This window comes from Bacillus sp. RSS_NA_20 (genome assembly GCF_020165915.1).
Taxonomy (GTDB): Bacteria; Bacillota; Bacilli; order Bacillales; family Bacillaceae; genus Bacillus; species Bacillus altitudinis.
The window spans coordinates 620849-640734 of the sequence record NZ_JAIUKW010000003.1 but is presented as its reverse complement, the minus strand read 5'-3'; the positions used below and the strand labels follow the sequence as shown (position 1 = coordinate 640734).

General features: G+C 41.2%; 23 protein-coding genes and 1 riboswitch. Of the genes, 20 read left to right on the top strand and 3 right to left on the bottom strand.

What is annotated here, in order from left to right:
* The first annotated feature begins 99 nt into the window (after window positions 1–99).
* The 5 genes from LCD32_RS03520 to LCD32_RS03500 all read left to right on the top strand — a co-directional run bounded on the left by LCD32_RS03520 (window position 100) and on the right by LCD32_RS03500 (window position 5088).
* Complete coding sequence (locus LCD32_RS03520; protein WP_065459895.1) at window positions 100–1122, top strand: AI-2E family transporter; 1023 nt, start codon at window positions 100–102, stop codon at window positions 1120–1122.
* 63 nt (window positions 1123–1185) lie between these two features.
* Window positions 1186–1320, top strand: a riboswitch (cyclic di-AMP (ydaO/yuaA leader).
* 77 nt (window positions 1321–1397) lie between these two features.
* Window positions 1398–2639: a dicarboxylate/amino acid:cation symporter gene (locus tag LCD32_RS03515; protein WP_224563006.1), complete on the top strand. Its 1242-nt coding sequence runs from the start codon at window positions 1398–1400 to the stop codon at window positions 2637–2639.
* A 324-nt stretch (window positions 2640–2963) separates the two neighbouring features.
* Window positions 2964–3890, top strand: coding sequence for an ABC transporter ATP-binding protein (locus LCD32_RS03510; protein WP_058214411.1), 927 nt, complete (start codon window positions 2964–2966; stop codon window positions 3888–3890).
* The gene (locus tag LCD32_RS03505) at window positions 3868–4635 is read left to right on the top strand and encodes an ABC transporter permease (RefSeq protein WP_019744206.1); all 768 of its coding nucleotides are present in this window, start codon (window positions 3868–3870) and stop codon (window positions 4633–4635) included. The genes LCD32_RS03510 and LCD32_RS03505 overlap by 23 nt, the downstream gene beginning before the upstream one ends.
* A gap of 117 nt (window positions 4636–4752) precedes the next feature.
* On the top strand, window positions 4753–5088 hold the full coding sequence (locus LCD32_RS03500) for a hypothetical protein (protein ID WP_017366657.1): 336 nt from the start codon (window positions 4753–4755) through the stop codon (window positions 5086–5088).
* A gap of 98 nt (window positions 5089–5186) precedes the next feature.
* On the opposite strand, the gene fbpB is transcribed toward LCD32_RS03500, so the two are convergent.
* Both fbpB and LCD32_RS03490 read right to left on the bottom strand, forming a co-directional pair.
* On the bottom strand, window positions 5187–5336 hold the full coding sequence (gene fbpB / locus LCD32_RS03495; protein ID WP_083495529.1) for a Fur-regulated basic protein FbpB: 150 nt from the start codon (window positions 5334–5336) through the stop codon (window positions 5187–5189).
* A gap of 338 nt (window positions 5337–5674) precedes the next feature.
* The gene (locus tag LCD32_RS03490; RefSeq protein WP_058214408.1) at window positions 5675–5995 is read right to left on the bottom strand and encodes a thioredoxin family protein; all 321 of its coding nucleotides are present in this window, start codon (window positions 5993–5995) and stop codon (window positions 5675–5677) included.
* A gap of 184 nt (window positions 5996–6179) precedes the next feature.
* Between LCD32_RS03490 and LCD32_RS03485 the strand changes: the two genes are divergently transcribed.
* The 7 genes from LCD32_RS03485 (at window position 6180) to LCD32_RS03455 (ending at window position 13625) form a co-directional block, all read left to right on the top strand.
* Window positions 6180–7262 carry a D-alanine--D-alanine ligase gene (locus LCD32_RS03485; RefSeq protein ID WP_024720483.1) on the top strand — a complete coding sequence of 361 codons (1083 nt, stop codon included), beginning with the start codon at window positions 6180–6182 and terminating at the stop codon, window positions 7260–7262.
* A gap of 81 nt (window positions 7263–7343) precedes the next feature.
* A complete protein-coding gene (locus LCD32_RS03480) occupies window positions 7344–8708 on the top strand; it encodes a UDP-N-acetylmuramoyl-tripeptide--D-alanyl-D-alanine ligase (RefSeq protein WP_065459901.1) in 1365 nt (454 codons plus the stop codon).
* Window positions 8709–8734: 26 nt separating this feature from the next.
* Window positions 8735–9412, top strand: coding sequence for an alpha/beta hydrolase (locus tag LCD32_RS03475; protein ID WP_224562767.1), 678 nt, complete (start codon window positions 8735–8737; stop codon window positions 9410–9412).
* Between the two features lie 141 nt (window positions 9413–9553).
* Complete coding sequence (locus LCD32_RS03470) at window positions 9554–9892, top strand: n-acetylglutamate synthase (RefSeq protein ID WP_065459903.1); 339 nt, start codon at window positions 9554–9556, stop codon at window positions 9890–9892.
* 166 nt (window positions 9893–10058) lie between these two features.
* Window positions 10059–11549: a degradosome RNA helicase CshA gene (gene cshA, locus LCD32_RS03465; protein WP_041507152.1), complete on the top strand. Its 1491-nt coding sequence runs from the start codon at window positions 10059–10061 to the stop codon at window positions 11547–11549.
* Window positions 11550–11659: 110 nt separating this feature from the next.
* Window positions 11660–12139 carry a PH domain-containing protein gene (locus LCD32_RS03460; protein WP_008346922.1) on the top strand — a complete coding sequence of 160 codons (480 nt, stop codon included), beginning with the start codon at window positions 11660–11662 and terminating at the stop codon, window positions 12137–12139.
* Window positions 12129–13625 (top strand): PH domain-containing protein, encoded by a 1497-nt coding sequence (locus LCD32_RS03455; RefSeq protein WP_065459905.1) that lies wholly within the window; start codon window positions 12129–12131, stop codon window positions 13623–13625. The genes LCD32_RS03460 and LCD32_RS03455 overlap by 11 nt, the downstream gene beginning before the upstream one ends.
* A gap of 56 nt (window positions 13626–13681) precedes the next feature.
* On the opposite strand, the gene LCD32_RS03450 is transcribed toward LCD32_RS03455, so the two are convergent.
* Window positions 13682–14287: a rhomboid family intramembrane serine protease gene (locus tag LCD32_RS03450; RefSeq protein ID WP_065459907.1), complete on the bottom strand. Its 606-nt coding sequence runs from the start codon at window positions 14285–14287 to the stop codon at window positions 13682–13684.
* 94 nt (window positions 14288–14381) lie between these two features.
* Here LCD32_RS03450 and acpS point away from each other — a divergent pair, with 94 nt between their 5' ends.
* The 8 genes from acpS (at window position 14382) to LCD32_RS03410 (ending at window position 19886) form a co-directional block, all read left to right on the top strand.
* Window positions 14382–14747 (top strand): holo-ACP synthase, encoded by a 366-nt coding sequence (gene acpS / locus LCD32_RS03445; RefSeq protein WP_007496490.1) that lies wholly within the window; start codon window positions 14382–14384, stop codon window positions 14745–14747.
* A 160-nt stretch (window positions 14748–14907) separates the two neighbouring features.
* On the top strand, window positions 14908–15924 hold the full coding sequence (locus LCD32_RS03440; RefSeq protein ID WP_007496489.1) for an outer membrane lipoprotein-sorting protein: 1017 nt from the start codon (window positions 14908–14910) through the stop codon (window positions 15922–15924).
* A gap of 128 nt (window positions 15925–16052) precedes the next feature.
* The gene (gene alr / locus LCD32_RS03435) at window positions 16053–17234 is read left to right on the top strand and encodes an alanine racemase (RefSeq protein ID WP_035704220.1); all 1182 of its coding nucleotides are present in this window, start codon (window positions 16053–16055) and stop codon (window positions 17232–17234) included.
* Between the two features lie 293 nt (window positions 17235–17527).
* Window positions 17528–17809 carry a hypothetical protein gene (locus tag LCD32_RS03430; RefSeq protein WP_003214273.1) on the top strand — a complete coding sequence of 94 codons (282 nt, stop codon included), beginning with the start codon at window positions 17528–17530 and terminating at the stop codon, window positions 17807–17809.
* A 4-nt stretch (window positions 17810–17813) separates the two neighbouring features.
* A complete protein-coding gene (gene ndoA, locus LCD32_RS03425; RefSeq protein ID WP_003214169.1) occupies window positions 17814–18164 on the top strand; it encodes a type II toxin-antitoxin system endoribonuclease NdoA in 351 nt (116 codons plus the stop codon).
* 114 nt (window positions 18165–18278) lie between these two features.
* On the top strand, window positions 18279–19109 hold the full coding sequence (locus LCD32_RS03420) for an RsbT co-antagonist protein RsbRA (RefSeq protein ID WP_024719204.1): 831 nt from the start codon (window positions 18279–18281) through the stop codon (window positions 19107–19109).
* Window positions 19110–19113: 4 nt separating this feature from the next.
* Complete coding sequence (gene rsbS / locus LCD32_RS03415; RefSeq protein ID WP_003214235.1) at window positions 19114–19482, top strand: RsbT antagonist protein RsbS; 369 nt, start codon at window positions 19114–19116, stop codon at window positions 19480–19482.
* Between the two features lie 2 nt (window positions 19483–19484).
* Window positions 19485–19886, top strand: a complete 402-nt coding sequence (locus LCD32_RS03410; RefSeq protein ID WP_003214085.1) for an anti-sigma regulatory factor — start codon at window positions 19485–19487, stop codon at window positions 19884–19886.

Here is a 19886-nt window from a genome sequence, read left to right as displayed (position 1 = left end):
CCTCATTGACCTTTTGTTATATAATTTACAGAAAGATCCGATATAATGAATATGAGATCCAACGAAAAATAGACTTTAGTCCTGGCAGGTGTGTAACGTATGGCGGCATTTTTAAAATTGTTCGAAAAACCTGGTGTCAAGAGGTTTTCAGTATTTGTAGTATTAGCCACAGCATTATATCTATTAAGAGGAATGATGAATTTAATCCTCCTGACCTTCATTTTCACCTTTTTAATGAACCGGTTAGAAGAGGTCATAAGAGGCTTTTTAAATCGCTTCCTGAAAATAGGACAGAAATCAGTCATCACCATTTTGTACATCCTTCTAGCTGGTGGATTGACGTTTGGCGGCTTTGTGTTTGTGCCCATCATTGCTAAACAGGTGGAACAGTTATTTCATTTAGGGAAAAAGATTGCAGATCATCCACAAGATTTACCCTTCTTTGACGTCGTCACCAATGTGTTCGGAGATTTCAAAATATCTTCTTTCTTCGAGAAAGGGTTTAATTTCCTCTATACATACTTAACAGATTTCAGCACGTTCAGTATCCAGGTCATTATGTCCTTAATATTAAGCATGTTTTTCCTGTTCGAAAAGGAACGCCTCATTCAATTCATGAATAAGTTCAAAACGAGTAAAATCTCCGTGTTCTATCATGAAATTGCCTTCTTTGGACGTAAGTTTTCCAGAACATTTGGTAAGGTACTTGAAGCACAGTTCATCATTGCAACAGTTAACTGTGTCTTAACGACAATTGCGCTTGGCATTATGGGCTTCCCGCAATTATTTGGATTAGCGGTCATGGTCTTCTTGTTAGGTTTAATTCCGGTAGCGGGTGTGGTCATCTCCCTCGTTCCACTCAGCATCATTGCGTATACACTTGGAGGCGGAATGTACGTCCTATATATTGTGCTGGTGATCGTGATCATCCATGCGATTGAAGCCTACTTCTTAAATCCGAAGCTCATGTCAGCTAAAACAGAGCTCCCTATTTTCTTCACGTTTATTGTCCTGATTTTCTCTGAACACTATATTGGCATTTGGGGACTGATTATCGGCATCCCAATCTTTGTGTTTATCTTAGATATCTTGGAGGTCACGAATAAGGAAGAAAGTAATTAAAAAGTTCATATGAACCTGTTTACAATTTTCTAAAAATAAGGTATAAATAGTATGAAAATATCATATTACCACACGCTTAATCCTTCTAAAGGAATGGGGGACCCAAGTTTTTGGGGTGAATTTTTCTTATTTTAAGAAAAAAGGACATCTCTTCGTCCTAACCCGTCAGCTAACCTCATCAGCGTGAAGAGAGTAGACAGTGGTACACGTATGGACACGCAGGCCCACGAGAAGACTCTCTCGTGGGCCTTTTTGACGAGGAAGGGGAGATTTTATTGAAGCTTGCGACGAAAATTATTATTGCTTTAATTGTAGGTGCAATCACAGGACTACTACTCAACATTTTTGCTCCAAACGTATTCAAAGTGTTAGACCCTTATTTATTTACACCTCTAGGTCAAATCTTCTTAAACCTGATTAAAATGTTAGTTGTACCGATTGTCTTCTTTTCGATCACACTTGGTGTAGCAGGCCTTGGCGATCCGAAAAAACTTGGCAGAATCGGCGCAAAAAGCATCTCTTATTTTCTACTGACAACAACATTCGCTATTATCATTGCAATGGCTTTAGCCTTATTGATTAAACCAGGTTCTTTTGGTTCATTCGATACAAAAGGGGCAGAATACAAACCTCAAGAAGCGCCATCTACAGCTGAAACATTATTAAACATCATTCCATCAAATCCAGTTCAATCTTTAGTCGAAGGCAATATGCTACAAATCATTGTATTCTGTGTTTTCTTAGGACTAGGAATTGCAGTGCTAGGTAAAAAAACAGAAGGATTACTTAAAATATTAGAACAAGGCAATGAACTCATGATGTACCTTGTGGGCGTGGTCATGAAATTTGCTCCATACGGAACATTCGGCTTAATTGTAACGGCTATTGGAAGCCAAGGTCTTGCTGCCATTAAAGCCATGGGGCTGTACTTTACAGTCGTTCTAGTAGCGCTACTGGTTCATTTCTTTCTCACCTATGGTTCCACATTGGCGATATTTGCAAAACGGAATCCTTTTACATTCTTTAAAGACTTTTCACCTGCAATGGTCGTGGCATTTAGTACATCAAGCAGTAATGCTGTTCTTCCCGTATCAATGGAAACCGCTCAAAAGAAATTGAAAGTACCTGAGCCGATCTCTAGTTTCGTGCAGCCATTAGGCGCGACGGTCAATATGGATGGGACAGCGATTATGCAAGGGGTTGCAACTATTTTTATTGCACAAGTGTTTGGTGTGGAGCTAACGCTCATGCAAATGCTCACCGTTGTATTAACCGCTGTATTAGCCAGTATCGGGACTGCTGGCGTACCGGGAGTTGGCTTAATTATGCTGGCCATGGTACTGAATTCTGTCGGTCTTCCTGTTGAAGGCATTGCGCTGATCCTTGGGATAGACCGTTTATTAGACATGGCAAGAACGGTTGTCAATATTACAGGTGACGCAGCGTGTGCAGTGATTGTCGCAGAAACTGAGAAAAAACATGAGAAAGATGCATCATCACCTCATGTATCAATGTAATGTTTAAAAGGGCTGACTGGATCAGCCCTCAGCGTGTAGACAAACCCTCGCATTCTTTGTCAGTCCTGCGCGCTGGTACTCACGAATGTCAAATTCGCTCCGTGCCAGTGCTCGTCCTTCCTAGACTTCAAGGGCTTTCTATCACGCTGAATAGAAGACAAAGGGCTAAAATAAAGTTCATTTTAGCCCTTTGTCAACAATCTGAAAGGGCTGACTGGATCAGCCCTTTTTTTCGTGGAACGGCTTGTCTAGCGTGATATACTTTTTAAAGGATGAGCGGCCGTAACTGCCGCCATAGGTTTTACATCAGAAGGAGGAACCACTTTGCAGTCTGCTGTTTTACACATAGAGAACGTCGATAAACAAATTGGCCGGCATCAAATTTTGCAACATATTTCGATGGACATTAGGCAAGGAGAAATTGTCGGTTTACTTGGTCCAAATGGGTCTGGAAAAACGACCTTGATTCGATTGATCGTTGGCTTGATGAAAAAAAACAACGGCCGGATCATCATAAATGGATATTCTCAAGATGATGATCATCTAAAGGCGATGTCATCTGTTGGAGCGATCATAGAAAATCCGGAATTTTATTCATATTTAACAGGTTTTGAAAACCTTGAGTTGTATGCATCTATGCATGATGGAGTTTCAGAAGAGCGCATTCTTGAAGTGGTAAAAAGAGTTCGTCTGGAGCACGCCATTCATCAGAAGGTCAAAACGTATTCACTAGGGATGAAACAAAGGCTCGGGATTGCACAAGCCATTTTGCATAAGCCCAATCTGCTCATTTTAGATGAACCAACAAATGGGCTTGATCCCGCAGGAATGAAGGAGTTTCGAGAGCACTTGCAACTGCTTGTACAAGAAGAAGGTGTCTCTGTGTTATTTGCTACACATCTTTTGCATGAAGTAGAAGAGCTTTGTGACCGCATGATCATCATTCAAAAAGGACAGATCAAAGCCAATACAAACCTTCGCGACATGGAAGGGAAAGAGCAGGTGTTGATGAATATTCAGCCAGTAGAAAAGGCAGTTTCATGGCTAGATACGCAAGGATATACATATGAACAAAGGGATCAGCATGTGCTGGTTCAATTGAATAAAGACCGTGTGCCGGAGCTGAATAAACAGCTTGTCTTAGCAGAATTTGATGTACTTGAAATGACGCCTCAAAAACAATCAATTGAAGAGGCCTTTATGAAATGGACGGAAGGCGGGACGACAGATGCTTCAACTCATCAAGAATGAACATAAAAAAATCACGAGACAAAAGATCACATTCATTGCACTCGGACTGATTGTTGTCTTTCAATTGACGATGGCGCTAACATTGAAACGAGTCATTTCCGGGCTTGGCGGGCAAGATACAGTCGCGAACTATTTTGCTTATTCCACGAATGTTGTGTTTATTTTACAAGTGTTCGCTGTCGTGATTGGCGCCACATTGATCTCAACAGAGTTTCAAAAAAGAACCATCAAGTTCTTGTTGATTCGGCCGAAGACAAGGCTTCATATTTTCTTGTCAAAATACATCACTCTTGTGCTGATGGTCCTTTACCTGTTTGTTTTTTATTATGTGTTCGCTTTTCTTTTTGGCCTTATTTTCTTTGGTACTGATTTTGATGAAAGCACTGGGCGGTTATTTCTGCACACATTTGCTGTGATTGGATCACAGTGGGTGGAAGTGGTCATGATGGCAAGCTTTGCTTTTCTGTGCTCAAGTTTGTTTAGAAACAGTCTGATTGCACTTGTGACTTCATTTTTCGTCTTATACGCGGCGAAATCATTAGTGTCGATCATGTCTCTGTTAGAAAATCAGTGGGGGAAGATTCTACTTTTCGCTAATACGGACTTTACACAATACAGTTTTCAAGGTCCGCCGCTCTTTCAGGGCATGAGCCCTCTGTTTTCACTATTCATTGTAGGGGCGCATTTCGTTTTCTTTGTTGGTGCTGCTTGGCTCCTTTTTTGGAAGCGTGATGTAAATGTGTAAAAATTGTGTCAAATAACAAGAAAAATTCGTGACATCTTTGTGAAAACGAGTCTGTATTTCACGATAACCGGCTGATTTTGTCTTATAATAAGACAGAGTCATGGAGGTGGCACTATCGTGAAAAATTTTATTACGGCTTTACCTATTTTGCTGCTGTTGTCGTTTTCGTTTGTGTCTTTTGCCTTCCAGTTTGATCATCTTGTTTATTTCAGACTAGCGCTAGGGATCTTTTCATTAGCGGGTCTTTTCTTTCTGTATACACTTAAAAGAAACATGAAATGGTTCATGGTCTATTTATATGCGAGCTGGATCGTGCTTGCTGCCGTTACGACATTTGAAGAACCCGTGTTTTCACAATTCTTCTTCGGTGGTTTAACGATGACAATGGGTTATCTGACATATATGCTCATCTATTTAGGAATGAAACAAGACCGTGTAGCGAAATCACATTAAAACAAAAGCCGATAAAATCGAAGAATAGATTTTATCGGCTTTTTCTTTTCTTCAGGCAAATAAAAAAGCAGCCATCTGTTTGACTGCTCTTCTTGTGTTTATGATTTACGTCCAGCAGCGGCAAGCTGCTTCTGGTGCTTTTTGTCGATGGTTGCGTATATACTTTCCATCATCTTAGGGTCTCGCATGATGGCTTCCTTGTTTTCTTCAATCAATTGCTGATACGTTTTGATTTTCTTCTTAGACATGTAACTCAACGCTCCTTTGGTAGAATGGACTCTATAAGATTTCACATAGATGAAATTGATAATCATTTTCAATTAGCAACTCCATTATACAAAGCAGAATGACATAAGTAAAGATTCAATTCAGAAAATTCACGTAACCGACATATTCCCATCCATATCGACGATGAATTCTTTCCCAGGAAATAATCCGCTGTCAAACCTTGTCATGAAATCGGATCAAACATTCTTGCCTATGTTGAAACATTTTAGCCGCACATCTCGTCTTATGAAGAGATTTGATTTAAAAGGATATAAAAAAGACACCAGCATGAGTTGGCTGATGTCTCCATTCAAATGAGTTATGAAATGTGTTCTTGAAGAAACTCTGTTACTTCTTCAGGTGATTTAGCGTTGGCACTGTGTAAATGACCTGTTTTTTCGCCATTTTTGAAAATTAACAGGCTAGGAATTCCCATGACCTGATACGTTTCCGCTAACTCAGGAAAGTCGTCTTTGTTTATTTCAAACCATTCATTCTGAGCATAAGCCTCTAAGATGTCTGGAATGAACATGTCCATTCTAGTGCAATCAGGGCACCATGTCGCAAAGAATTTAACGATGACCTCTTTGTCTGATTGAATGATTTCGTTGAATTGTTCAGTGCTTGTAATTTTTTTCAATTTGTCACAACTCCTTTTCAATGTCATTTTAATATAAAATAAAGGCGAATGACATACAAATGCTCGGGGGGCGCTTACAACCTTTACAAATCATTTCAATTCCGTAACAACAAAAATTAATTAGAGCATTTTTGCTTGAAAGTGATAAGATAGTAAAGATGAATTTTAGTGGGGGGAGTATCCATTGAAAATAAGTTTAGGATTGGTTTACGGTGGAAAGTCAGCCGAACATAATGTATCACTGCAAACAGCCCTTGCAGTTACGAAAGCACTTAACACTGAGAAGTTCGATATACATCCAATTTATATTACAGAAGAGGGCGAATGGCTAAGAGGAGAAAAACTCACTGAACCAGTATCAAACGTCAAAATGCTTCAATTTGAACAAAATGCAAAGACGTTTTTACCAACTTCTTTAAATGAAAGCATGTTTCCACAGCCTGCATCAGCTGATGAAAAGATTGATGTTGTCTTTCCATTGCTGCATGGACCAAATGGTGAAGATGGGACCATGCAAGGGTTACTTGAACTATTGAATATCCCGTATGTCGGTAACGGCGTTCTCGCGTCTGCTGCGGGTATGGATAAAGTCATGATGAAAGATGTGTTTGCTCAAGCTGGGCTTGCGCAGGCAAAGCATCTTTCCTTCAATAAAAAGGATTATGAGAAAGCCATATCAGACAGTCTAGAACAGGTAGAAGCAGTTCTCGGGTATCCTTGTTTTGTGAAACCTGCCAACATGGGATCAAGTGTCGGAATTAGTAAATGCCGCAGTAAAGAAGAGCTGCAAACAGCATTTGATTTGGCTTTCCAATATGATCGTCGTGTTGTTGTGGAAGAAGGCGTTGTAGGACGAGAAATTGAAATTGGTGTATTAGGAAATGACGAGCCGAAATGCTCAGTCGTTGGTGAAATTGCACCTAAAACAGATTTTTATGACTACAAAGCAAAATATGAAGATGGCGATACAGATTTGATCATTCCTGCGAGTGTGACAGAGGAAGAGTACAAGACGATTCACGATATGGCGATTAAGGCATTTAAAGCCATTGATGGATCTGGCCTCGTACGTGCAGATTTCTTCCTAACAGAAGAAGGCGAAGTGCTAATCAATGAAGTGAATACAATGCCAGGGTTCACACCTTTTAGTATGTTCCCGCTGCTTTGGAAACATACTGGTGTAGAGTATCCTGAGCTGATTGAGAAGCTGGTGTCACTTGCAATTGAGCGCCATCAAGAAAAACAAACCATTAAAACCACTTTTTAATGTAAGAAGCAAGCAGACACTATCCTACAGGTAGTGTCTCTTTTCCTTCAAACGTGAAATGAGAAAGAGAGGCGAAAAAACATGATCAAACGTACAGTGAAACAAGTCGCCCAAATGGCTGGTGGCACATTATCGAATGAAACTTTTGGCGAAGAACAGATACACGGAGTGACAACAGATACACGAAAAGTATCAAAAGGCGCACTATTTATCCCGCTTATTGGGGAACATTTTAACGGTCACACTTTTGCTTCAAAAGCAGTAGAGCTTGGAGCGGCAGCGGTTCTTTGGAATGAAACAGAAGCGAACCCACCATCCGGTGTACCTGTCATTCTTGTAGAGGATACTCTGACAGCACTCCAACAACTTGCGAAATCATTCTTAAAAGAGGAAAATCCTCAAGTTGTCGGTATTACTGGAAGTAATGGCAAAACAACGACGAAAGACATGATCCATTCTGTCCTACAAACGACATACAGAGTCCATAAAACAGATGGCAACTTTAATAATCATATTGGACTTCCGCTGACCATCCTTGCAATGCCAGAAGGAACCGAGATTGCTGTACTAGAGATGGGCATGAGTGCAAAAGGGGAAATCGAATTTTTATCTAAACTCGCTGAACCTGATGCAGCTGTCATCACGAATATTGGAGAATCTCATATGCAGGATTTAGGATCAAGAGAAGCTATTGCAGATGCAAAATGTGAGATCACAAAAGGGTTAAAAGAGGATGGGACTTTTTATTATTTAGGAGACGAGCCTTTACTCCGCCAAAGAGCAAATGCCCTGGCACGCAGCGTAAAAACGTTTGGAGAATCAGAGGACTGTGATATCAAGGTGATTCACATCCACCAACTCGCTGAAGGTACTGAATTTCAAGTGGAGGGATATGCTCAAGGGTTTCTCATTCCTGTATTAGGGAAACACAATGTAAAGAATGCTCTTGCAGCTATTGCAATCGGCCAGCATTTCGGTCTGAATGAAAGACAAATTGCCCAAGGGCTGATGCAAACGAAATTGACAGGCATGCGTTTAGAACTGTTTAAAACAGATAAGGGCATCACGGTTATCAACGATGCGTATAATGCGAGTCCTACGTCGATGAAAGCAGCGATTGATCTTGTAGGAGATATGGATGGCTTTGCTAACCGCATACTCGTTCTCGGAGATATGCTGGAGATGGGCAGTGAAGAAGAGAACTATCATTTTGAAGTAGGGGAGTACATCAAGCCTGAGTTTATTGATCATGTTTTAACGTTTGGCCGTCTTGGCGCATTCATTGCTGAAGGAGCAAAGAAAGCATTTGGAGACGACCGCGTGTCTTCTTATATGGACAAAGAAGAACTGAAGAAAAAACTAGCGGATGTGGCAGGACCTGACGATGTCGTTCTGGTCAAAGCTTCCCGTGGCATGAGATTGGAAGACGTGATTACTGCACTATAAATCAGATCGGCAAAGAAGGTGACAGGGTGATTGGCTGTCTATGTATACACGGTTTTACTGGTGCCCCGTATGAAGTAGAGCCGCTTGCAGAATACTTAAAGCAGACGACAGATTGGACGGTACAATCTGTCACGCTTCCGGGGCATGGGGAGGAACTTCAGCTCAAAGGCATTCTCTATCAGGAGTGGATTGCCACCGCTGAATTAGAACTCTTATCCCTTTACCGAACATGTGACACCATTTATTTGGTCGGCTTTTCGATGGGCGGGATGATTGCCTCATATTTAGCAGCGAAGTATCCAGTGGCCCGTCTTGTTCTGTTAAGTGCTGCTGCTAAATATGTTAACCCAAAACAAATGATTCAAGACACAAGGCAGATGGTGAAGGAATCCTTGTCTGGTTTGATTGATACGAACCCATTGTATGATCGATATCGTCATAAGCTGACGAGTACACCGCTATCAGCTGCTGTAGAATTTATGAAATTGGTGAAGCAAACAAAGGGCTCTCTTGAAAAGCTCCATCTTCCTGTGTTAATCGTTCAAGGTGAAAGTGATGGGATCGTCCCCGCTTCTAGTGCAGAATTCATTTATCATAAAATCCCGTCCCGTCAGAAAGAAATGTTCTATTTACCTGATTGTAAACATCACGTTTGTCATGAGCCTTGTGCACAGCAATTGTTTGAGAAAGTCGAACATTTCTAAAAAAAACAATTTAATCTATAGAAAAGCTAAAATGTGGCTAAACTAATATAAATTGAATCCCACTTGTTAAAATTTGCATCATTTTTGTCGAATGAGTGACAGGCCTATGTTACAATAGGTAAGAAAAGGTGGTCGATTCGGTTGTTTCAATATGACGGAAAAACCTTTGTCCCGCAGTCTAATTCGAGCAATGGGGAAGTATCGGAAGGAACCATATTTCAATATCGTCAGGACGGGAATATTTTAACGGGCACATATCAAGGCGGCAGTATTCAATCTGGCGTACTTGTAGGAACTGTGTATAAAGACGGAGCACTTCATTTTAGATATCACCATGTAAGCAAGGATGGCAGCATGAGAAGCGGTTCATGTCATTCCACTCCTAAGCAGCTGGATAACGGAAAAATTCAACTGTTTGAAAAGTGGAAATGGATGGACGGAGATCACAGTGAAGGTGAATCGGTCATTGTCGAGCAGTAGATATATCCATTTCTGTCTTGTTGAAAAACAAATAGTGTAATGGTAAGATATAATGTAGGGTAATTCGGGCTTTGTATATAATGGACCTGTCCTTTCATACAAAGGGCAGTTTTTAATGATCATTCACGAGATTACTGAAACAGCAATTAGAAGGAGTTTGAATAATTTGACTATAACGTTTCAAGATTTTCAATTAAGCGAAAGTCTCATGAAAGCTATTAACCGCATGGGATTTGAAGAAGCAACACCGATTCAAGCGGAAACAATTCCTCTCGGTCTTCAGAATAAAGATGTCATTGGACAAGCACAAACAGGAACAGGAAAAACTGCAGCGTTTGGTATTCCTCTTGTAGAAAAAATCGACCCAGCGTCTCCAAATATCCAAGCGATTATCATTGCGCCAACAAGAGAATTAGCGATTCAAGTATCTGAAGAGCTATACAAAATTGGCCAAGACAAGCGTGCGCGCGTACTTCCGATTTACGGTGGACAAGATATCGGTCGCCAAATCCGTTCGCTCAAGAAAAATCCTCATATCATCGTAGGGACTCCAGGACGTTTACTCGATCACATTAACCGTCGTACAATGCGTCTTCAAAATGTTGAAACAGTCGTGCTTGATGAAGCAGACGAAATGCTAAACATGGGTTTCATCGAAGACATTGAATCGATCCTTTCAAATGTACCAAGTGAACACCAAACACTTTTATTCTCTGCGACAATGCCTGCACCAATTAAGCGTATTGCAGAACGTTTCATGACAAACCCAGAACACGTAAAAGTAAAAGCGAAAGAAATGACTGTATCTAACATCCAGCAGTTCTACTTGGATATCCATGAGCGTAAGAAGTTTGATACATTGACTCGTCTTCTTGACATTCAATCACCTGAGCTTTCAATTGTCTTCGGTCGTACAAAGCGCCGCGTTGACGAATTGACTGAAGCACTGAACCTTAGAGGTTATACAGCTGAAGGAATTCATGGTGACTTGACTCAAGCGAAACGTATGGTTGCGCTTCGTAAATTCAAAGAAGGTTCAATCGATGTGCTTGTAGCAACAGACGTTGCAGCACGTGGACTTGATATTTCAGGCGTAACACACGTGTATAACTTTGACGTGCCACAAGATCCAGAAAGCTATGTACACCGTATTGGACGTACTGGACGTGCTGGACGTACAGGTATGGCGATGACATTCATCACACCACGTGAAAAAGATATGCTTCGTGCGATCGAGCAAACGACTAAACGTAAAATGGATCGTATGAAAGAACCAACACTAGATGAGGCAATCGAAGGACAACAACAAGTAACCATTGATCGTCTGCGCACAATCATCAGTGAAAACAACTTAAACTTCTACATGACAGCAGCTGCTGAATTATTAGAAGATCATGATTCTGTTACAGTGGTTGCGGCTGCCATCAAAATGATGACAAAAGAGCCAGATGCAACGCCTGTTCGTTTGACAGATGAAGCACCAATGGTTTCAAAACGCAATCGTAACAACCGCAGCTCTTCTAAACGCAGAGACGGCGGCGGTGGTGGCGGCTATCGCGGAAAAAGCCGTTCATCTTACGGTGATAAAAAGCGTTCTTCAAATGACCGCAATCGTTCTTCTAACGATCGTCGTCAAAAGAAATCTTATAACAACTAATTCAAAAGCGAATCCTTTGCAGGGTTCGCTTTTTTTAACAGGCTTAATGAAACTTTTTAGGCTTTCTTTCGTAATATATTGATAGAAAAGTAAGAGAATGGGGGAAGAATGTGAGAAAACAGCCGCAACGTCAAATTAGCTTAAATGGATTAAAAGTATGGCGTCTTCAAAATGGAATTATCTCATTGATTTTCTTATTCATCATCATTGGGGTATTTGTTGCTAGTTATTATTTTCAATGGCCATATTGGATTGGAGCCATCCTCATCGGTTTGTGGATTTTACAGGTCATCTTCGGAATCTGGCTCATACCGAAAATCCGCCATCACATCTGGCGCTACGAAGTATTTGAGAACGAAATCGAAATACAGCACGGACTGATTCGTGTCACACGTGTCATTGTACCAATGGTACGTGTTCAGCATGTGGATACATCTCAAGGACCGCTTTTAAGGCGCTACCGGTTGGCATCTGTTCAAATTTCTACTGCTGCGACAGTACATGATATTCCGGCACTGGAATTAGAAGAGGCAGATGAGCTTCGCGATTACATATCTCGATTAGCAAGGGTGACGGAAGATGATGTCTGAACCAAAACGTGTACATCCAATCTCGATGTTCATTGATTTTATATCAGATGCCGTATCCATGATCAAAAACTTCATCATCCCTTTTTTCGTGCTTATTTTTGTGAACTCGAATTCAAGTATTCGTTTTTATGCGTTCATCATTCTTGGTGTACTTCTTTTATGGAAAGCTGTTTCAACCGTTTTAGCATGGAGACGATTCACCTACCGAATGGAAGACGATGAATTTCGAGTGGAATCAGGTGTCATCACCAAAAAGAAAAAGTATATCTCGTTAGAACGAATTCAAACGGTGAATACAAGTGAAGGCATCTTCCAGCGGATTTTCGGTTTGGTTCGGGTGCAAATCGAAACGGCAGGCGGGACGGATGGACCTGAAGTGAGCCTGACGGCCATTACAAAAGCAGAAGCTGAGCAACTAAAGCAATCGATTTTCAACCGGAAGAAAAGCTTGCAACAAGAAGAAATGATTGATGAAAATTTAGATTTCCCTGATCCTCTGACAGCGCAACAGCCTGTAGAAAAAGAAATCAGTGTTTCCTACCGAATGGGTATACCTGAGTTGCTTTTGGCTGCGACCACTTCAAGCGGAATCGGCGTCATTATTTCTGGGTGTCTCGCCATTTACACACAAATAGATGAAATTCTGCCTTTGGACGGATTCCTCAAACGGTTTTCTTTTTTAAGTCATGCGAGTGTTGAGATTTATGCGATTCTCATATTTATTGCCGTATTGATTGCTTGGATTCTTAGTGTTGGGGTAACAGCCCTTCAATATGCGAATTTTACCGCAAAACGAAAAGGGAAAGACATCATCATCACAAGAGGACTCATCGAAAGGCATCAAATGACCATTCCGCTTGCGAGAATTCAAGCAGTGAAAATCAAAGAAAATATTCTGCGTGAACCATTTGGTTTTGCGACGGTCATGCTTGTCAGCGCAGGAGGTTCCATTACAGAAAAAGAGACCTCTTCTGTCTTATTTCCACTCATACGGAAGAAAAAAATCAATGAATTGTTAACGCAATTTACAGATCAATATCAGCTGGCACCAGAAAGTGATTTGAAAAAAGTGCCGAAGCGTTCACTGAAACGTTATCTGATATCTTACGGATTTGTTCCATTACTTGTAGGTATAATCCTTTCTGTACGTTTTCCACCATGGGGGTATTTGGCGCTGATTCCATTACCATTTGCCTTGTTCTTTGGGTATTTAGCCTATAAACAATCAGGATATGTGATCAAAGATCAACTAATTCAATTAACGACAAGAGGTATCGGCAAGACCACCGGAATTGTTTTAAGAAAACGAATGCAAAACTATACGATGACCCAATCCTATTTTCAAAAGAAAGGGCGGGTGGCAAGTATTCACACCTTTGTGAAGTCCTCTGCCTTGCTTGACTCTTTTGGTGTGCATCACCTTGAAGAGGAAGATGCTGCACGTGTATGCGATTGGTATTCCTATGAAATGAATCAATCATCTTAAACCAAAAAATGTCGATCAGCTCCCATTAAACGGAGTGATCGACATTTTTTATGAGCTTAATAGCGTCGTTTTTTTGAATGGAAGAATAGAGTGATCGGTGCTAGGATCATGCCGCCTATCAATCCAAATAAGTGGGCCATGATGTTGATGTTCGAGTTGACGAACGTCATAATAACAGAGACGCCGAGAATCGTTAAGATCACCTGAGAATTACCACGGTCCATCATATGCGGTTTAAATAGGACAAGATAAAGATAGACGCCAAATAAACCAAATATCGCACCAGAAGCCCCGACATGTACGTACTCTAAAGGCTCCAGCCAATAGGTTCCGAGATTGCCAATGAATCCAGCACCCAGATAAATCACAAGAAATCGAACCTTTCCAAGCAAATACTCAAGTGCTGGAGCGAATAGGAAGAGCGACATGGAATTGAACAGAATATGTGTTAGACTTCCGTGAAGAAAAATAGGCGTTAAAAGCCGCCACCATTCTCCTGCTGCAACACCATAATTAAAACCAACGAGATGGTCCTGCCCAAGCTGGATCATTGGAATAGGGATCGCAAATAAAAGCCATAGGCCGATTTGCAAAGCAAGGATCGCTGTTACGATTGGATACGATCTAATAAATTGTTGAAAGCTCTCCGTTCGAATAAACATAACAAACCCCTTTTGACTAGATAATGGTAAGTTTATAGTAACACGTTTATGAAGCGAACATCCAAATTAGTACGAGTATCATAGGAGGTACCTCATGATTAAAGGAATCGGTATGGATATTGTAGAGATCGGCCGGCTGTCACGAGTTCTTAGCAGGCAGCCCCGTTTACCAGAACGAATTTTGACTTTACGTGAACAGGAAGTCTTTCACACACTAAGTGAAAAGAGACAGCTGGAGTTTCTGGCAGGGCGTTTTGCGGCGAAAGAAGCATTCGCAAAAGCATACGGTACGGGAATTGGTCAGTATGTCAGCTTTCACGACATCGAGATACAAAAAGATGCAAACGGAAAACCCCTCATCAAAAGTGAGAAAACAAAAGAAGACTACGTTCATGTATCCATTACACACACAAAAGAATATGCTGCAGCACAAGTTTTAATTGAAAGGTTGTCAAGCTAGTCTGCATATTGTTTGTCCCCCCTTCATATATTGGGTAGTGCGATAAGGAAGGGCGAGTTGCTAACAGGCTTTGATGGTTCGCGGTACGCAGTTAACTCTTGAGGCGTACTGTTAAAGTCAAACAAGCGGTTTCTTCCTTTTAACACAATTAACGAAGGGGTTGAAAAGGGTGAGAAAAAGCTTTGTTTTGCTTGTAACGGGGATCCTTTTTGTATTGATTCTCTCCGCATGCGGTCAAAAATCTCAACAAGATATCGTTGGAGATTTAAACAAAAAGGCAGAGGAAATGACATCATACAAAGCCAAAGCAAAAATGACCATTGAGACAGGAAATGATCCGCAGGAATACCATGTGGAAATTTGGTACAAGAAGCCGGAGCTTTACCGTGTCTATTTAGAAAATCCGAAGAAGGATCAGAGTCAAGTCATTTTAAGAAATGGCAATGGTGTATTTGTGCTGACACCTTCATTAAACAAAAGCTTCCGCTTCCATAGTGATTGGCCGAACAACAGCAGTCAGGTGTATTTATTTGAATCACTTGTGAAAGACATTAAAAATGACAGTGCAGCTCAGTTCAAAGCAAAAGAGTCGAAGTACGTTTTTGAAACAAAAACCAACTATCAGCACAACCAAATGCTGCCGACCCAAGAGATTACCTTTCATAAAAAAACAATGGCGCCTGCTAGTGTGAAAGTACTGGATAGCGATAAAAAGCCAATGGTGAAAGTAGAATTCTCTCACTTTGAATTCAACAAATCCTTTGACAAAGACGCCTTTGATGAGAAGAAAAATATGACACTTTCTCAAATGGATGTTGCCACAAGTGCAGATCCATCTGACAGCTTTGCTGTGAAAACGCCTGTGGATATGCCAGAGGGCGTGAAGAAAATGGAAGAGAAAGAAATGACAACAGATGCTGGAAAGCGGTATGTGATGACGTATGGCGGAAAGAAATCCTTCACGCTCATTCAGGAAAAAGCGCGGGTAGCAGAAGCGTCTACGCCTGTGACGATGAATGGCGAGCCAGTCGATCTTGGCATGACAGTGGGTGTTCTGACAGACAAATCTCTTTCTTGGACATCTGATGGAGTTGACTACTTAATTTCTTCAAGTGATTTATCGAAAGAAGAACTCTTAATGGTCGCCAAAAGTGTAGAAGGACAGTCAGCGAAATAGGCGAGATTCTTAACATAACAACAAATCAGCCCTGTGCAGGGGCTGATTTTCTTTGAGTTGTTTCACATTATTCTGGATTTTTAGTATCATAATGAAGTATTGAATCATTCAATAGGGAAGTGTGATGAATGGACACAAATGCCTTTTATAGAGACACATGGGCAGAAATTGATTTAACAGCAATCAAGCATAATGTTTCACATATGAAAGACCATATTGGTCAAAGCGTCCAACTAATGGCTGTTGTGAAAGCCAATGCATATGGACATGGAGATATAGAAGTGGCAAGAGCTGCCCTCGAAGCAGGAGCAGACCTGTTAGCCGTCGCTTTTTTAGATGAAGCCATTTCTTTAAGAAATAAAGGCATCAAAGCCCCGATTCTTGTGCTCGGCGCAGTACCGTCAGAGTATGTCAAAGTCGCCGTTAGATACAACGTTATCATGACCGCTTACTCGATCGATTGGCTGAGAGAAGTCGTCAAAGTGATGAAAGGGCAGATGGGACAACCCATTCGTTTCCACTTGAAAATCGACAGCGGCATGAATCGGTTAGGTGTGAAAACAATCGAGCAGGTGAGCGAAGTAAAAGAGCTTGTCCACGATCATTCTTTTTTACAGCTGGAAGGCGTATTTACTCACTTTGCCACAGCGGATGAAAAAGATGAAAACTACTTCGGTATGCAGGTTGATACGTTTAAAACATTGCTTCAACCGCTTCATACGGACAAACTGCTCATTCATTGCGCCAACAGTGCAGCAGGTCTAAGGTTTAAAGACACTTTATTTAATATGGTTCGTTTTGGCATCAGTATGTACGGGCTGTCGCCGTCGGAAGAAATCAAGGATGAATTGCCGTTTCAACTGGAAGAAGCATTATCTCTTCATACAAAACTTGCACATGTAAAGCCCATTCAAAAGGGTGAGAGCGTGAGCTATGGTGCAACTTATACAGCGAATCAAGATACATGGATTGGTACGATTCCAATCGGGTATGCAGACGGCTGGATCAGGAAGCTTGCCGGAACAGAAGTGCTCGTTGGCGGAAAACGCCGAAAAATTGCTGGAAGGGTGTGCATGGATCAATTCATGGTTGATTTGAAAAAGGACATTCCGGCAGGGGAGCCAGTCGTGCTCATCGGCACACAAGGCGAAGACAGGATATCTGTCGATGAAATAGCCAAGCGGCTTGAAACCATTAACTACGAAGTCACATGTTCTGTTGGTTACCGCGTCCCAAGAGTCTATATAGAGGACGGCGAAAGGGTTCGTGTACGAAATCCGCTGCTTCAAGGCGGTCCAAGCTTTTTATAAACAGCATCCACGGGAACGATGTTCAAACTGACATCGTTCTCTTTTATTCTACAAAGGCATCATAAACATTCTCCCTTTTTTAGAGATTTTGGAAATACCGTATGATTTTCGGAAAAAAGCGTATAATGGGAAAGAGGAACTCCATTATCATCTTGATTTACGGGTGGCGAGCCGCTTCATGTTCTAATAAGAAATCATGAAAAAACAGCTTTGCTTGTGCATTGAATAATGGTATGATTAGTCTTGGAATGGATCGAAACGGTATCCGTAAGTTTTGTGGAGGTGTATGTTTTTTGTCTGAATCCAGCGCAACAAATGAAATGAAGATTCGACTGCCGGAGGCTTTAATGTCTGAGATCGAACGAGTAGCAGAGCAGGATAAGGTAACAAGAAATGAATTGATCTACCGAGCGACAAAAACGTATATTCGTGAACGTAATATTCGACAAAATCGTGAATCGATGAGACGCGGCTACATGGAGATGGCGAAAATTAATCTGAATATCTCTTCAGAGGCACAATACGCAGAATTTGAGGCTGAGAATACAGTTGAGCGATTAGTCAGCGGGGGTTAAACATTTGATTGTTAAACGCGGTGATGTTTACTTTGCTGATTTATCTCCTGTTGTTGGCTCCGAGCAGGGCGGGGTTCGCCCAGTATTGGTGATTCAAAATGACATTGGAAATCGCTTCAGCCCGACTGCTATCGTTGCAGCCATAACAGCCCAAATACAAAAAGCGAAATTACCGACTCACGTCGAAATTAATGCAAAGCGCTACGGCTTTGAACGAGATTCTGTCATTCTTTTGGAACAGATTCGTACGATCGATAAACAAAGATTGACAGATAAAATCACACATCTTGATGATGAGATGATGGAGAAGGTTGATGAAGCCTTACAAGTTAGTTTGGCTCTTATTGATTTTTAATATGGTGATACTTGGTTGCTCTATTGGGAGCAACTTTTTTTGTGTTCAATTTTTTTTAACGTTATAATGAAGAAAGACTAAAGAAGAGCTTTAAATGTAAGTAGGGGGTAAAACATGTCGAATCATATCGTGTTAGCTTTTGCAAGAAAGCACCAAAAGGAATTAGAAACAGAGTGGACGGACATTTTAAAACGACTCGGAGAAAAAGAAACGGACATGATGCTGAACGACAAAATGTATGAAACCATCTGTTCGGAATATGTTCAACTCATCATTACATCTCTTTCAGAGGGGGGTAATGAGGATTTTGAAGAAAAAGTGCAAAATTTTGCTTTGAAAATCGTTCAAATGGGTATATCACTTAAGTTACTGGCAAACGGTCTAACGGAAATCCGTACACATTTATATGAAAAAATGAACGATGACAAAGATACAACACAAGAAAGTCATGACCTCATCTGGCAAATCGATCGATTCATCACACCCATCCATAATGAGATCTTAAACCAGTATTCCATCTCATGGGAAAAAACCGTCAGCCTTCAAAAAATTGCGCTGCAGGAACTTTCTGCCCCGCTAATCCCTGTGTTTGAGCACATCACCGTCATGCCACTTGTTGGCACAATTGATACAGATCGTGCGAAAAAAATTATGGAGAACCTGCTTAATGGTGTCGTCAAACATCGCTCACAGGTCGTCCTGATTGATATCACGGGTGTACCTGTCGTAGACACAATGGTGGCACACCATATTATTCAAGCGTCAGAGGCTGTGAGATTAGTAGGAGCGAAGTGTTTACTTGTCGGTATTCGCCCAGAAATAGCCCAAACAATCGTTAACCTTGGAATTGATTTATCTCAGGTTACAACAAAGAATACCCTTCAAAAAGGAATTCAAACTGCTTTGGAAATGACAAATCGAAAAATTGTTTCATTGGAGGGATAACCAATTGAGAAATCACCCGAAGATTCCAATCTTAAAATTATATAATTGTCTTCTGATTTCAATACAGTGGGAGCTTGATGATCAAACAGCTCTTCACTTTCAAGAAGACTTACTGAATAAAATTCATGAAACAGGAGCAAACGGTGTGGTCATTGACTTAACATCCGTCGATATGATTGATTCATTTATCGCCAAGGTATTAGGTGATGTGATCACCATGTCCAAGCTCATGGGGGCAAAAGTTGTATTAACAGGAATACAACCGGCAGTCGCTGTGACGCTTATTGAACTTGGCATTTCACTGGAAGAAATTCAGACAGCACTAGATCTTGAACAAGGGCTTGAGACACTGAAGCGGGAATTGGGGGAATAGATATGAAAGACCAATCCTGTGTAAAAATATTGACGGAATGGGACATAGTCGCAGCAAGACAATTGGGGCGGAATGTTGCAAAAGAACTTGGTTTTGGAACAGTTGACCAAGCAAGAATTACGACGGCCATTTCAGAATTAGCTCGTAACATCTATTTATACGCTGGTAAAGGTCAGATTTGTATAGAAGAAGTGATGGAGCGCGGAAAGCGTGGACTCAAAGTCATCGCAGCCGATGAGGGTCCTGGCATTATGGATATACGTAAAGTAATGGAAGACGGATTTTCTACATCAGGCGGACTCGGAGCAGGCCTTCCGGGCGTCAGAAGACTGATGGATGAATTTAAATTAGATTCCGCACCAGAACAAGGAACTGAGATACAAGCTGTCAAGTGGCTTCGCTAG

Excerpts from the sequence above, each read along its gene's own strand:
- LCD32_RS03520 (WP_065459895.1), top strand. The coding sequence starts at position 100 with ATGGCGGCATTTTTAAAATTGTTCGAAAAACCTGGTGTCAAGAGGTTT.
- LCD32_RS03505 (WP_019744206.1), top strand. The coding sequence starts at position 3,868 with ATGCTTCAACTCATCAAGAATGAACATAAAAAAATCACGAGACAAAAG.
- fbpB (WP_083495529.1), bottom strand. The coding sequence starts at position 5,336 with ATGTCTAAGAAGAAAATCAAAACGTATCAGCAATTGATTGAAGAAAAC.
- LCD32_RS03480 (WP_065459901.1), top strand. The coding sequence starts at position 7,344 with ATGATCAAACGTACAGTGAAACAAGTCGCCCAAATGGCTGGTGGCACA.
- LCD32_RS03455 (WP_065459905.1), top strand. The coding sequence starts at position 12,129 with ATGATGTCTGAACCAAAACGTGTACATCCAATCTCGATGTTCATTGAT.
- LCD32_RS03450 (WP_065459907.1), bottom strand. The coding sequence starts at position 14,287 with ATGTTTATTCGAACGGAGAGCTTTCAACAATTTATTAGATCGTATCCA.
- acpS (WP_007496490.1), top strand. The coding sequence starts at position 14,382 with ATGATTAAAGGAATCGGTATGGATATTGTAGAGATCGGCCGGCTGTCA.
- alr (WP_035704220.1), top strand. The coding sequence starts at position 16,053 with ATGGACACAAATGCCTTTTATAGAGACACATGGGCAGAAATTGATTTA.
- LCD32_RS03420 (WP_024719204.1), top strand. The coding sequence starts at position 18,279 with ATGTCGAATCATATCGTGTTAGCTTTTGCAAGAAAGCACCAAAAGGAA.
- LCD32_RS03410 (WP_003214085.1), top strand. The coding sequence starts at position 19,485 with ATGAAAGACCAATCCTGTGTAAAAATATTGACGGAATGGGACATAGTC.